The organism is Cupriavidus sp. CPT47-8839-RL05A (genome assembly GCF_058792255.1).
In genome coordinates, this window is record NZ_JBYTEG010000006.1 from 122,439 (window position 1) to 136,342 (window position 13,904).

Here is a 13,904-nt window from a genome sequence, read left to right on the forward strand (position 1 = left end):
GCCCTGCGGCAGCTTACTTCTTGCCCGCGTTGTTGAGCGCGTTGAACTGCTGTGTCAGGTAGCTGCTGGTCTGGTTCATCTGCGATACCACCAGGTCCAGTTGCGTGAACTGCTTGCGGTAGCGCTCCATTGTGTCGGTGATGCGGTCCTGCTGCTTGGCGTAGTCGGCGGCGATGTCCTTCAGCGTCTTGTTGATGCCGTCCTGTGCCGACTTCAGCGCGCCGTCGGTGGCGCTGAAGCTCTTGATCGTGTCGGAGATCTGGCGGCCATAGCCACCGGTCTTGCCGTCGCCGCCAAACAGCTGCGTCACGCCGGGAAGGTTCTCGTTCAGCGCCTTCGTCAGCTTGCTGTCGTCCACGGAGATGGTGCCGTCCTTCTGGAACGACACGCCGATCTGAGAGAGGCTGTTGAGCGTTGCGCCTCCGGTTTGCGGCGTGTTCAGGACACCGCGCAGACGGATCTGGATGTTGCGCAGCACAGCGTCCCCGGTCAGCGCGGAGCTGGTGCCCTCGCTGGCATCAAATGCCGTCAGCTTGGCAGCTGTGGACTGCAGATTGTTGTAGGCCGTGGCGAACGCAGTGACCGCCGCCTTCATGGAATCCGTGTCACGGGTGACCGAGACGGTGCTGGTGCCTGTCTTGTTCAGCGTCAGCGTGACACCCTGCACGGCGTCGGTGACGGCGTTCTTGGCGCTGGTGACGGCGATGCCGTTGACCGTCAGGTTGGCATTGGTGCCGCGTACCGTTTCTCGCACCCCGTTGGCCGTGGTGCCCGATGCGTTCATGGCCGCAGGGTCGAAGCCGATCAGGTTCTGGAGATCGCCGTCGCTGCTGGAGATCTTCATGCTGTTGGACTCGCCGGTGTTGCTGGAGGTCATTACCAGACGGTAGGGCGTGCCGCTGCCATCGTTCACGATGCTGGCGGTGACGCCGATGTTCGCCTTGTTGATGGCGTCGCGGATGCCTTGCAGCGAGTTGTTGCTGCTGTCGATGGTGACGGTCTTGGTCGATCCCGCGGTGGGCGTGAAGCCGGGCGTGCCATAGCTGCCGGTCGCGCTGTCGTAGCCGGTCACCTGGCCGAACTCGAACGACAACGTGGCGGGCAGCGTGCCGGTGACAACTGCGCCGGTCTGGCTCGCCTGGCCGCCGCTGACCAATGACTGCGCCTGGGCCAGGCTCGTCACATTGACCGAATAGCTGCCGGCCACGGCCGATGTGCTCGTTGCGACGCCAAGCACTTCGGTATTGCTGGTCGTGGCCTTGACTGAGCTGAACGTCGCGGTTTCGGACAGTTTGGCGGCGGATGCCTGAAAGGCGGACAGGACGCTTTGCAGCGTGCCATAGGCGGACAACTTGGCCTGGTAGGCGGTCTGCTGGTTCTTCAGCATCGTCAGCGGCGCGCTTTCCGCGGTGGTCAGCTTGTCGAGCAGACCTTGCAGATCCAGGCCGGAAGCGCTGCCCAGGGAGGAGATGGATGCCATGGCTGTACCTCGTTTCTTATTAACGTCTTCAGGGAGATCGGAGAGACCTTCTTGTCTTCCTGGCTTCAGGCTGACTGGTGGACCAGCAGGCCTTGGAGCTTGTTCATGGCGCGCGCGATCCGCATGACCTCTTCGGACGGCAACTGGCGGATCAGCTCGCCGGTGTCGCGGTCGATCACCTTGGTGATGACCTTGTGCGTGGTCTCGTCGATCTCGAACTGCAGGCCGATGGTGGTGGTGCGTAACGCATCGCTCAGTTCGCGGATCGCTGCCGACATGTCTTCCGGCAGGGTTTCCACGCTGTTGGCCGGGAAGCCGCCAGCCGCGCTCGCAGTACCAGCGGCGTTGCGGACTGGTGCCTGCGGCGCCGTGCCCGCGAAGGTGCGAGGCTGAGCAGAGGAGACTGCGGAAGCAGCGGAGGGTATGGCCATGGTCGGGTCTCGTCAGTCGTCGTAGTCGACACGGGGAAGTGCTAAGCAAGTGGTGATCCGCTTGCTTAGCACTCCGGCAAAAAGCCGGGCCGAAGTGGCCCGGCTTTCTGCGGAGGGTTGCGGCGCGATTAACGCAGCAGCGACAGCACGCCTTGCGTGGTCTGGTTGGCTTGCGCCAGCACCGAGGTACCAGCCTGTTGCAGGATGTTGCCGCGGGTCATGTTCGACACTTCCGTGGCGTAGTCTGCGTCTTGGATGCGCGAGCGCGAGGACGACAGGTTGGTGATGGTCGTGCCCAGGTTCGAGATCACCGAGTCAAAACGGTTCTGCACGGCACCCAGCGCGCTACGCAGGTCGTCCACGACCTTCAGGGCGGAGTCGAGCATCGCCTTCGGGTTGTTCGAAGCCGTGCCCTTGTACTCGGTGGAGGTGCCCAGAACGATGGCGAACCCGTCGGTGCCTGTGCCGCTGACGTCTGTCAGCGTCGAGGTACCGTCGACCAGGCCGTTCGTCTCGAAGTTGTGGCCCTGGATCGTGATGTAACCGACGGCGGCGCCGTTGGCGTCCGCTGCCACCTTGATGTTGTACGCGGCGGCGGCGGCCTGCAGCGTGCCGTCTTGGTACGTAACTGTGTTGTCCGTCTTGGTCAGCGTTACGTTGCCCGTTGCGTCATCGACGTTCGCGGCGTACATGTCGTCGCCGGACTTGACTACGTACTGGGCGGTAGCTGCCCCAGTCGTCGGGTCCAGCACGCGGTGCAGGCTCGTCGAACCAGCAGCGACATTCAGGCCGCCTGCGCCTTCCACGGCCGACAGATTGACCGCCTTCAGGGCGCCGGATGCACCGACTTCTTCCACGGCATCGCCCACCTTCGGCTGTGCACGTGCCACCGAGAAACCAGACAGGCCCAGGGTCTTCGAGCTGATTTCCTTCAGGTTGATGGTGATCGTTTCGCCGTCATTGGCGCCCACTTGCACGGTCAGCGGCTTGGCGTTGCCGGACAGCACCTTCACGCCGTTGAAGTCGGTCTGGGCCGAAGTGCGGTCGATTTCGTCCAGGCGCTGCTTGATTTCGTCCTGGATCGACTTCAGGTCGGAAGCCGAGTTCGAACCCGTGGCAGCCTGCACGCTCAGTTCACGGATACGCTGCAGGTTGTTGTTGACTTCGGTCAGCGCGCCTTCAGTCGTCTGCGCCAGCGAGATGCCGTCGTTGGCATTGCGCTGGGCTTGCGTCAGGCCGCGGATGTTCGAGGTGAAACGGTTCGCAATTGCCTGACCTGCGGCGTCGTCCTTGGCGCTGTTGATGCGCAGGCCCGACGACAGGCGCTGGATCGCCGTGTTCAGTGACGATTGCGAAGCATTCAGGTTGTTCTGAGTCATCAGAGACAACGAGTTGGTGTTAATGACTTGCGCCATGGTACGACTCCTATATGCAAAGTTTTGGGCATTCCGGCTAGTGCCGTAACGTTGGCGGCCTGCTTTGCAGGGCGTAGAGTGCCTCCGTTGCTTGGGTTATCGACCGGGCAAGGGAAAGGTTTAGAGTGATCTCCGCGATAGTTTCGCGGGGTGCCGGCAGGGCGGGCTGAGGCGCCGCGCGGCAGGGCTGGAAGGCGTGTGGGGCAGGCGTTGGCCTAGCGGCGCTTGCTGGTGCGGGGGATGTAGATCGGCAGGAAGTCCGGCTCCGGGGCCGGAGCCGGTGTCACCGCCGGCGTGTCCGGCGCATTGGCCAGCGTGACCAGGCAGATGGCCCGCTTGTAGACCACCGTGGGCCGGATGTCGTCCGGCTGCCGGCCAAGCAGCACCACATAGTCGTCTGACGCCAGGATGAGACCCTGCAGCCGGGCGCCGGTGGACAGGTGGACGATCACCGGGGCCTGGCTGGTGCTGTATGCCGCAAATTGCTGGTGCTGCAGTTGTTTCCGGCTGCGTGACTTGGGCCGGGTTTCCTTCTTCTTCACAACGACTCCGGAAGAGCCCGCAAGGGTTCTGGCGGCTAATGGCTTGGGGTGCGCCACGGCCAGGGCGGCACGAGAAACATCCGCTCTCGGTAACGGCGCAGGTGCCGGCGGTTGGCGCTGCCAGAAGAGAAGGGGAGTACTTCAGCGCCGAGAGTAACAAAGTTTTTTCCAGCGTTGACGAACCGCACGCCGTTCCTGGAATAGAGGCGTTGCTCTATAAAAGTTGTTGCTCTCGAGGTTGTGATATTGTAGCCGATTGTGCAATGCCGCATGCGGCCAGAGCGGCGAGCCAGGCAGGCTCGATGTGGACTGCGCTCGCGAGGAAATTGCCAGCCCATACGAAAAATGCCCTGATGTAGCGTCAGGGCTAAAATCATCAAAAGTGCGCAAATAATCTCATATCGTCATAAGGGAATCCCCTGATAGAAACGGGATTTACACCTCATGTAAGCGCGTTTATATTCTTGGCAAGAGCTTTTCGGCTCGAGCAGTCCTGGAAAGCCTACGAGCACCCCGCGCGTAGGCTTCTTTTTTTGCCTGCGTCGTTTGAGTCGCGCTCTATGGCGCTGTGGCTGGTGCGGTTAGTAAAAACCGACCGGCCGTTCGGAATGCCCAGGCAGATTTAACGCCACTTTCGCGCTGCGCAATCCTCCGAAATGCGAGGGTTTTTGCCACCAATTCTCATTTCCGTTCAAGAAGTTCGGCTGAACGCCGATAGCCGGCGCGAGCCTCAGCCAGCCGTCGTGGCGGTGCCGCGGGCCACGCGCCGCCGTGCGCGCGCTGCCAGGCCGGCGCCCAGCACCCAGCGCAGCGCCGGTGCCAGCACATGCATGCCCGCGAGTGCTGCCGGGCGCCGTATCGAAGGGCCGTCCAGGTCGAGCTGTTGCCGTGCCCACGGCGGCAGCAGTGCGATGCCCGCGTCGGCCATGATCCGCACCGCCGGCTGCAGCAGCGGGTTGGCCACCGGCATCTTCCGCACCAGCCGCACCACTTCGCTGGTGCGTTCGCTGGCCAGCAGCGCAGGCCGCATGGCCTCCAGGTAGGCCGTGACTTCGGCACGCGAGCGCGGCACGTCGGCCGCACCCAGCATCAGGGCGATGCGCGCAACCTCGTCGTAGTAGCGATCCTGCTCCGCGCTGCTCAGTGGCCCGACATAGCGCAGGTAGCCGGCCAGGAAGCTCGAGACCTCGGCCACGTGCACCCAGGTCAGCAACGCCGGATCGGAGGCCGCGTAGTGCCGCCCGTCCGGGGCCACGCCAACCACGCCGGCATGGATGCGCCGTACGCGCCCGATCAGCGCCATGGCATCGGCACGGCTGCCGTAGGTGGTGCCGGCGATGAACTGTGCGGTGCGCCCCAGGCGCCCCTGCATGTCGGTGCGAAAGCTGGAGTGGTCCCAGACCCCGGCCAGCGCCAGCGGATGCAGCGTCTGCAGCAGCAGCGCACTGACGCCGCCCGCGAGCATTGCCGGAAAGTCGGCATGCACGCGCCAGCAGACCGCATCGGGCCCGAACAGGCCGGCATCGCCCGGCGGGTTGTCGTAGTCGAGGGTCAGGCCGGAATTGCTGCGGGTCAGCGCGCGCACGTGCACGCCGGCGCGCTCGCGCAGCCTGGTGGAGAGATGGTTCAGCGGGCCGCGTCGTGGCTGCGCAGAGCGGCCGGCGGCGGGGTCGGTAAAGCTGGACAAGGCCGGTGCCTGAATCGGGAAGTCAGGGCCAGCATACACGGGATGCGGGGCGATGTGCGCGGGGTCATGCCGCGGCGGTTGCCACAAAAAGGGCCGGAGCCCCCTTGCGGGAGTCCCGGCCTGTCAATCTCCGGCGTATGCCCCTGCGGCCGCACCGCATGTTGCGGCCGCACATACCCGGAAAGTTGCCTGTTATCGTGGCTGGCGCGGCTGACTTACGGCTGGCGTTGTCCGCCTTGTTGCCCACCCTGTTGCCCGCCCTGGCCGCTTTGCTGGCCGCTGCGTTGGCCGCTTTGCTGGCCCGGTTGCGAGCTGCCGCGATCCTGCTGCTGTTGTTGGTCCTGCTTGCGGTCCTGGTTACCCATCTGACCGCCGCCTTGTTGTTGTCCCGGCTGCTGCTGGCTGCCGCGCTGGCCAGATTGTTCCTGCTGCTTCTGTTCCTGCGGCTTCTGGCCCGACTGCGATTGACCCGGCTGTTGCTGCTGTCCCATTGCTAGCTCCTTGACGCGGCGAACTGCCGCATCCCCTGTTTCGCAATCGCCATGCCAAGCATGGAAGGACCGGGGTGCCGCCAGCAATGGCCTGTAGCGGGGGATGCAGCACATCACGCGGCGGGCGCTTTTACAACGGGCGGCCCGATTTACACACCCTGGATACGGTCGCGGACGCCTGGTGCGGCCTGGCCGGCAGGTATGGAGCTTGCTGAATATGCCTTACCAGTGGTTCCGCGTGCCAGGCAAGCCCGGCAACGGATGCGCTGGTGACCCGAAAAAGGAGGCAGCCATGCGTTTTTCCCGAATTCCCGCGCGCACCGTGCGGATGGCCTGTGTTGCTGCGGCGCTGGCGGTGGCCGGCAGCGCCATGGCGCTCGACAAAAGCGGCCTGATCCTGGTTGCGGCCGACGATACCCCTGTGGCCCCCGTCAATTCCGCGCCGGGCATGCCCGGCCGTGCCGACCCTGACCGGGGCGCCGCTCCGGACGTGAGCGCCGACAAGGCCAAGCGGGCCGTCGAGGACGGCGCCATCACCACCAGGATCAAGACCAAGCTGCTCACGACCAAGGACCTCAAGTCCACCGGCATCCATGTGAAGACCAGGCAGGGCACGGTCGACGTGAGCGGCACGGTGCCGAGCCAGCAGCAGCACGACGTGGCGCTCGACGCGATCCGCAGCGTCGAGGGCGTGACGTCGGTCAATGACAACCTGAAGGTGTCGTCGCGGTAAGGGGCTTGTCCCGTTGTCCAGCGCTGAGGGTTTGCTCCCCTCTCCCGCAAGCGGGAGAGGGGGAACACAATCGGGATTTGGCCGACATCATTGGCGAGCCGCTGTGCTGGCCTAGCGCCTGCCTAAGCCGCGTGCTTCCTGCGCGTAGTGCTTGCGCTCTTGCGCGCGGCCGGCGCGTGCGACTCGCGCTTGGCCGGTGCACGCTTGGTCTTGGCGGCGGTGCTGGCGCGCTTGGCAGGCGGGGTCGCAGCCCGCTTGGCAGCCGGCTGCTTCCTGGCGGCGGCATGCCGCGCAGGGGCCTTGCGGCGCGCGGGCGTGGCGTCTTCCTTGTCTTCCTTGCCGCGCTGGCCCAGGCTCTGGCGCAGCAGCGCCACCATGTCGATGACCTTGGCGCCCTGGCGCGGCGCTTCTTCCTCTTCCGCAGGCGGGGTCAGCTGGTGGGTCTTGCCGGAGTCGATCTTTTCTTCGATGCGCGCCATCAGGTCGTCACGATAGCTGTCGCGGTACTGTTCCGGCTCCCAGTCTTCGCTCATGTCCTCGACCAGCTTGGTGGCCATCTCGATCTCGCGCGCATGCGCGCCAGTCGGTTTGCCGGTGGCCGCCTTGGGCAGGCGCAGTTCGGAGATGGGCAGCACCTCGTCGGCAAAGCGCATGGTGTTGAGCACCAGCGCGTCGCCGTGCACCAGCATCGCGGCCAGGTGCTGGCGGGCGCGCAGCACCACCAGCGCCAGCGCGGCACGCCCGGTGCGGCGCATGGTTTCGTGCAGCAGCGCGTAGCCGCGCTCGCCGCGCTTGTCGGGCTCGAGGTAATAGGGCGTGTCGAAGTAGTACGGCGGGATGCTCTGCGCGTCGACAAAGCTGACGATATCCACCGTCTGCGTGGCCTCGACATTAGCCTGGCGGAAGTCTTCCTCGTTCAGCAGCACGTATTCGTCCTTGGCATACTGGTAGCCCTTGACGATATGCTCCTTGTCGACCGGCTTGCCGGTGCTCTTGTTGATGCGCTGGTAGCCCACCGGCGCCATGTCGCGCACGTCGAGCAGGTCAAGGTCCAGCGTCTGGCTGCGCGACGCGGGCCGCAATACCACCGGGATATTGACCAGGCCAAAGGTTATGGCGCCTTTCCAGATGATGCGTGACACGTGAGGGCTCCTTTGCCAGCCGCACGGGCACGTTGCGGCGGCGGGGGCGGCAGATCGCCCGGAGGCGGGTCTGCCACCGGTTCGGGCGGGCCCGGCGGAGGTTCCGGCGGCGGGGTTTCAGGCTTGCGCGGCGGGATGTCGGGATCGGGCGTGGTATGCACGGAGCTTCCTTGTTCAAGGGTGGATGGGAGCGGCGGCTGGCATCGGCATCGCGCTAGGGATGGTCCGCGCTGAGTGCGTCCAGCAGCCGTGTCAGCGCGTCCAGGTCGGCCGGCTTGACCAGGTGCTGGTCGAAGCCGGCTTCCAGCGCGCGGCGGCGGTCCTCGGGCTGGCCGAAGCCGGTCAGCGCCACCAGCGTGGCGCCGCGCATCTCGGGCAGCGCGCGCAGGCGGCGCGCGGTCTCGAAGCCGTCCATGGCGGGCATGCCCAGGTCCAGCAGCACCACCTCAGGCCGGGCATCGGTGGCGCGCGCCAGCGCGCTGGGGCCGTCGGCGGCGGTCACCACCGTATGGCCGAGCGTCTGCAGCGTCATCATCATGGCCTCGAGCGCGTCAGGGTTGTCGTCCACCACCATGATCCGGCGGGGTATGCCGCGGCGCGGCGCGGCGCGGCCGGAGCCTGGGTGCCACTTCTGCCACGGCTCCACCGGCAGCGTCACCGTGAAGGTGCTGCCCTGTCCGGGGCCGGGGCTGTCGGCGCGAATGGTGCCGCCATGCAGGCGCACCAGCTTTTGCACCAGCGTCAGGCCGATGCCGGGACCGTCCTGCTGGAACGCGCTGCGCGGCGGTTCTGGCTGGGTGCCGTCGTCGCGCGGGGCCAGCGGGTCGAACAGCTGCCGCTGCAGTGCCTCGGACAGGCCGGCGCCGTTGTCGCGCACGCGCACGGTGACGCGGGCGCCGGACGCGGCATCGGGCGCGGTGTCCGCCGCGCCGTCCTCAAGACTGGCATCGACGAAGATCTGGCCGCCGGCGGGCGTGTAGGCCGCGGCGTTCTGCAGCAGGTTGCTGAAGATCTGCGTCAGGCGCACCAGGTCGCCACGTACCGGCAGGGGCTGCTCGGGCAGCGACAGGCGCAGCGTATGGCCGCAGGCGTCCATCGTGGGGCGCACGGCTTCCACCGCGGTATTGAGCGCGGTGCGCAGTTCCACCAGGTCCTCGCGCAGCGTGATGCGGCCCTGGTTGAAGCGCGAGATGTCGAGCAGCTCGTCCACCAGCCGGGTCAGGTGGTGCAGCTGCCGGCCGATGATGTCGCGCGCGCGGAACATGTCCTCGCGCGAGGGCGAGAGCTGCTGCAACAGGTCCGCGGCGCTGCGCAGCGGCGCCAGCGGATTGCGCAGTTCGTGCGCCAGCATGGCCAGGAACTGGTCCTTGCGCCGTTCCTCGTCGTGCAGCGCGCGGCCGGCACGGTTTTGCAGCGTCACGTCCTGGCAGGTGCCGGCAATGCGCAACGGCGGCGTGCGGTCGTCGGCCGGCGGGCCTTCCGCGCCGCGTACCGGGAACGCGCGCGCGCGGATATCGCGCAGCTCGCCGTCCGGGCGCGCAAGGCGGAACTCGAGGTCCAGCCTGCCATCGCTCAGCATGCTGGCGAACGCCGCTTCCACGCGCGCACGGTCGGCCGACGCCACGCGCTCCAGGCAGCGGCGCGGCTCTTGCGTCAGCTGCTCGGGCGCATGGCCGCACAACGTGGCGAGCGAGGGGCTGGCGAACAGCAAGCGGGGCTCGGCCGGGTCGAGGATCCAGACCACGTCGGCCAGCGATTCAGCCAGCTGGCGGAACATGTCTTCATGCTCATGCAGTGCCCGCGAGGTGCGGTGATAGGCGTCCTCTGCCCCGCGCAGCCGCAGCAGCGCCTGGATGCTCGACAACACCTCTTCCGGCTCGGCAGGCTCGACCAGGTAGCCGTCGGCGCCGCAGTTCAGCGCCTCTACGCGCTGGCGCGATTGCGCCAGCCCTGGCGAGGTCAGCAGCACCAGCGTGTGCGCGGTCTGTGGATCGGCCTTGAGCAGCCGGCAGACTTCCAGCCCGCTGATATCGGGCAGGCGTGAGGCCAGCAGGACCAGCACCGGCGCATGCTGTCGCACCAGCGACAGCGCCGAATGGCCGGTGGCGGCCTCGATCACGGAATACTCGCCGCGATGGAGGATGCGGCTCTTGACGTAGCGCGGCCCCTCGCGGTCATCGACATTCAGGATCAGCGGGGCCGGGTTGGCGGCATGCGGCGTCATGGCATCACGCTGACAGGCGCTTGCGCGCCCGCGCGGAGGTCTGCTCAGGGCCCGGGATGGTCCGCGGCGGCGCCGTGTAAAACCGCGCCGGCCGCGCCGCACCGCTTGCAAGCTTTGCCGCGCCGGCGCGGCTGCCGGTTGTAGTTATTACATGCGCACAGAAGTCGTCCATCGCCATTCCCCCTTATGCATCAGCACGCCTGCGGTCTTTGCCAGGCTGTTGCGCTGGCAGAGTGGCAAGAGGCGTGCCGGGCAGGCGTCGCCCGGCACGCAGCGCGGCAACCGCGCGTGGCATGCGTCGCGCGCTTCAGCGGCGGGCCGCCTCGCCGCCATGCGCTTCGGCGCTGGGGGAGGTGCCGCCGTGCGGTCCGGCCGAGCCGGCCGCTTCGGCAGCTTTCTGCGGGATCTTGCCGGGCTCGGTAGTGCCGCCGCCGGTGGCGCCCTTGCCAAAGCGCGCAGCGATCCGGTCCTGGACCCGGCTTAATGCCTCGGCCTGCTGTTTGGCCGCTTCGGCTTCCTTGGTCTTCTTGGCTTCGGCGGCCTGCTGCTGCTCGGGCGTCGGTGCCGGCAGGCGTGCCTGCACCGGGCTGGCGGCGAAGGACAGCATCGCGCAGGAAACCAGCAGGTGGCGCAAGGCGCGCCGGTTGCGTGGCGCGGCAGCGGCGGCTCGAATCTTCGCGGCGATCCTGAGTTGGCTCATCATCACGTCTCCATGTCGTTGCTGCACTGGCAGCAGTGCAACGAGGCACACGCGGCGGGTGTGCCGGGCCGTGTGCCATGACCGGGATGCGGCAAGAAATGTGCCGCTTGGCTTCTGCTGCGGATTTCCGGCGGGAACGGGAGGCTATCGGGCGCGTGCCAGTCGCGCCGCGGCGCGCGTGATCGCCTGCCGGGTTTCGGCGTAGTCCGCCCATGGGTCGTCGGCCGCAACGGCGTCGAGCCTCGGGCCGGCATTGGCCACGGTCCACTGCGCGGCGCCTTGCAGGCTATCGAGTTCCTCCCACCACACCGGCATCGATACCCCCAGCCCCGGGCGTGCCCGCGCCGAGAATGCCGCCACCGTGGTGGCGCCTATGCCATTGCGCAGGTAATCGATGAAAATCTTGCCAACGCGGTTGCTTGGACCGCTCTTGGCCACGAAGCGCTGCGGCACGGTGGCGGCGACATGGCGCACCGCGTCATGCGCGAACGCCTTCACCTCGTCCCAGCCGGCACGCGGCGTGATCGGCACCACCACGTGCAGCCCCTTGCCGCCGCTGGTCTTCAGGAAGCTGGCGAGGCCGAGTTCATCGAGCAGCGCCTTCATCAGCGCGGCGGCTTCCTGCATTTGTGCCCAGGGCACGCCTTCGCCCGGGTCCAGGTCGAAGATGATGCGGTTGGGGCGGTCGATGCTGCGCTTGCTGGCGTTCCAGGTGTGGAACTCCACCACGTTGAGCTGTGCCGCGGCCACCAGGGCTTCGGCTGACGCGATTTCCAGCAGCGCGGGATGCCCCGGCCACAGGCCCGGATCGAGCACGTTGAGGCCGTCGACCCGCAGCGTGTCGCTATGCCGCTGGAAGAACTGCTCGCCGCCCACGCCCGACGGCGCGCGCACCATCGCGATCGGTCGCCCGCGCAGGTGCGGCAGGATCAGCGGCGCGGCGCGTTCGTAGTAGCGCACCAGGTCGCCCTTGGTCAGGCCGGATGCCGTGTCGATGACGCGCTCGGCATGGCTGATCGCGACCTTGCCGCCGGCGGCGGTGGTGCGCTTTGCCGCGGCCTTCGGCCGTGTGCCGGCATGCTTTGCCGTGGTTGCCGCGGGCTTGCCTTTGGCCGCCGGCGTTGCCGGCCGCTCCACCGACACCGCGCGCGCGGGCTTGTCGGTGCGCAGGCCGTGGAAGACGGAATGGCGCACGCGGCCCTCGCGGGTCCAGCTGCCGAACGAGACCTCGGCCACCAGCTTTGGCCGCACCCAGTGCCCTTTCACGCCTGCCGGCACGCTCTCAAAGGGCGCGGAATCGGCGCGCAACGCGTCCAGTTGCGTGCGCAGCGCGCCCAGCGTGCGTGTGTCGAAGCCGGTGCCGACATTGCCCGCGTAGCGCAGCCGCCCGCCGCTGTCGTGCACGCCAAGCAGCAGCGAGCCGATGCCGGCGCGGCTGCCTTTCGGGTCGGTGAAGCCCGCCACCACGAACTCCTGGCGCAAGGTGCATTTCAGCTTGATCCAGGTACTGGTGCGCGCGCTGACATAGGCGGCGTCGGCGCGCTTGCCGATCACGCCTTCAAGCTTCATGCGGCAGGCTGCCTCAAGCATGTCGGCAGGGCCGGCCTCGAAGTCCTCGCTGAACTGCAGGCGCGGCGAGGTGTTGTGCGCGAAGATCCGGCGCAGCAGGGCGCGCCGCTCCACCAGCGGCAGCTTGCGCAGGTCATGGCCGGCAAAGTAGGGCAGGTCGAACACGAAATACTGGATGCCCTCGACGCGCGCGGTATCGAAGGCATTCTGCAGCGCCTGGAAGTCGGTTGCGCCATGCTTGCCGAGCACCACGATCTCGCCATCGAGCCAGCCGTCGGGCAGGCCGAGTGTGCCGACGTCGCGCGCCAGCACACGCAGCTTGCTGGTCCAGTCGTTGCCCTGGCGCGTGAACAGGCGCACATCCTTGCCGTCGATGCGGGCCAGCAGCCGGTAGCCGTCGAACTTGATCTCGTAGCGCCACGCCTGCGCGTCGGACGGAGGCTGCTCCACCAGCGTGGCCAGCTGCGGCGCCAGCGCCAGCGGCAAGGCCGCGCGCGGCGCGCCGCGCGGCGGCTTCAGGGACTTCGCCGTGCCGTGTGCATCTGGTGCGGCTTCGTCAGGCGGCTGCGCGGACTTGGCGCGCTTTGCCGCGGGTTTGCGCTGCGTGCCGCCCAGCACGCTGTCCGGCAAGGCCTCGACCACATCGAACTCCGATGCCGGCACGGCGGTCTCGTCGCGCTCCTTGATCAGCAGCCAGGCGTCCTGCTCCTTCTGCCGGCTGCCGTGCATGCGCACCAGGGTCCAGTGACCGTGCAGCTTTTCACCGCGCAGCTCGAACTTCAGCTTGCCGGCGCGGTAGCCGGCCTCGGCATCGCCCACCGGCAACCAGGTGCCGCGGTCCCAGACGATGACCGTGCCGGCGCCATAGTGGCCGGCGGGGATCACGCCCTCGAAGCCGGCATAGTCCAGCGGGTGATCCTCGACATGGATGGCCATGCGCTTGTCGGCCGGGTCCAGGCTCGGGCCCTTGGGCACGGCCCAGCTTTTCAGGGCGCCGCCGAGTTCGAGGCGAAAGTCGTAGTGCAGCCGACGCGCCGCATGCTTCTGGATCACGAAGGACAGCTCGCCGGCGCGCTTGCGCGGTTTGCCGCGGGTGCGCGCGGCGCCGCTGGGCTCAGGCGTGGCGCCGAAGTCGCGCATGCGGCGGTATTTATCGAGCGCGGCGGGAGCGGCCTTGGCGGCTGGCGCGCCGCGTGCCGCCGGGCGGGCCGTGCTGGCGCGCTTGCCGCTGGGCTTGCCGGCGCCTTTTGCCGCGGCGCGGCGTTTGCCTGGATCCTTTGGCGCTGTCGGTCGCGTGGTCTTGGCCATGGCTGTCGCCGGTTAGGTGGGATGTATCCAGCTTAGGCAGCACATGCCGCCGCTGAAATCGGCGCCCGTCCTACAGCGCCCTGCGGCAGCCCCATGCGCGCGCCGCGCCATGTGGTTCTTACCGGGTGTTGTAAATCTGCGGCGGCCCGCATGGCGTGGCGCCGCCACCCAGGGCCGCGCCG

11 protein-coding genes are annotated in these 13,904 nt (G+C 67.5%); 2 read left to right on the forward strand and 9 right to left on the reverse strand.

Annotated features, from left to right (window positions below):
• Positions 1–13: 13 nt before the first annotated feature.
• From fliD to AC3WVS_RS09030, 5 genes are all read right to left on the reverse strand, one after another.
• Positions 14–1,480 carry a flagellar filament capping protein FliD gene (gene fliD / locus AC3WVS_RS09010; RefSeq protein ID WP_492318319.1) on the reverse strand — a complete coding sequence of 489 codons (1,467 nt, stop codon included), beginning with the start codon at positions 1,478–1,480 and terminating at the stop codon, positions 14–16.
• 65 nt (positions 1,481–1,545) lie between these two features.
• Positions 1,546–1,911, reverse strand: coding sequence for a flagellar protein FlaG (locus AC3WVS_RS09015; protein ID WP_492318320.1), 366 nt, complete (start codon positions 1,909–1,911; stop codon positions 1,546–1,548).
• A gap of 128 nt (positions 1,912–2,039) precedes the next feature.
• Positions 2,040–3,326, reverse strand: a complete 1,287-nt coding sequence (locus tag AC3WVS_RS09020; RefSeq protein WP_492318321.1) for a FliC/FljB family flagellin — start codon at positions 3,324–3,326, stop codon at positions 2,040–2,042.
• A 215-nt stretch (positions 3,327–3,541) separates the two neighbouring features.
• Positions 3,542–3,868: an RNA chaperone Hfq gene (locus AC3WVS_RS09025; protein WP_492318322.1), complete on the reverse strand. Its 327-nt coding sequence runs from the start codon at positions 3,866–3,868 to the stop codon at positions 3,542–3,544.
• Positions 3,869–4,598: 730 nt separating this feature from the next.
• On the reverse strand, positions 4,599–5,555 hold the full coding sequence (locus tag AC3WVS_RS09030) for an oxygenase MpaB family protein (RefSeq protein ID WP_492318323.1): 957 nt from the start codon (positions 5,553–5,555) through the stop codon (positions 4,599–4,601).
• A gap of 236 nt (positions 5,556–5,791) precedes the next feature.
• Between AC3WVS_RS09030 and AC3WVS_RS09035 the strand changes: the two genes are divergently transcribed.
• Positions 5,792–6,052: a hypothetical protein gene (locus tag AC3WVS_RS09035; RefSeq protein ID WP_037024800.1), complete on the forward strand. Its 261-nt coding sequence runs from the start codon at positions 5,792–5,794 to the stop codon at positions 6,050–6,052.
• A 286-nt stretch (positions 6,053–6,338) separates the two neighbouring features.
• A complete protein-coding gene (locus AC3WVS_RS09040; protein ID WP_492318324.1) occupies positions 6,339–6,779 on the forward strand; it encodes a BON domain-containing protein in 441 nt (146 codons plus the stop codon).
• A gap of 122 nt (positions 6,780–6,901) precedes the next feature.
• Here the strand turns inward: AC3WVS_RS09040 and ku are convergent, their stop codons facing one another.
• The 4 genes from ku to ligD all read right to left on the reverse strand — a co-directional run bounded on the left by ku (position 6,902) and on the right by ligD (position 13,722).
• On the reverse strand, positions 6,902–7,921 hold the full coding sequence (ku, locus tag AC3WVS_RS09045; protein WP_492318325.1) for a non-homologous end joining protein Ku: 1,020 nt from the start codon (positions 7,919–7,921) through the stop codon (positions 6,902–6,904).
• A gap of 214 nt (positions 7,922–8,135) precedes the next feature.
• Positions 8,136–10,145 (reverse strand): response regulator, encoded by a 2,010-nt coding sequence (locus AC3WVS_RS09050; protein WP_492318326.1) that lies wholly within the window; start codon positions 10,143–10,145, stop codon positions 8,136–8,138.
• 307 nt (positions 10,146–10,452) lie between these two features.
• A complete protein-coding gene (locus AC3WVS_RS09055) occupies positions 10,453–10,848 on the reverse strand; it encodes a hypothetical protein (RefSeq protein ID WP_492318327.1) in 396 nt (131 codons plus the stop codon).
• Between the two features lie 141 nt (positions 10,849–10,989).
• Positions 10,990–13,722 (reverse strand): DNA ligase D, encoded by a 2,733-nt coding sequence (ligD, locus tag AC3WVS_RS09060; RefSeq protein ID WP_492318328.1) that lies wholly within the window; start codon positions 13,720–13,722, stop codon positions 10,990–10,992.
• Positions 13,723–13,904: the final 182 nt, after the last annotated feature.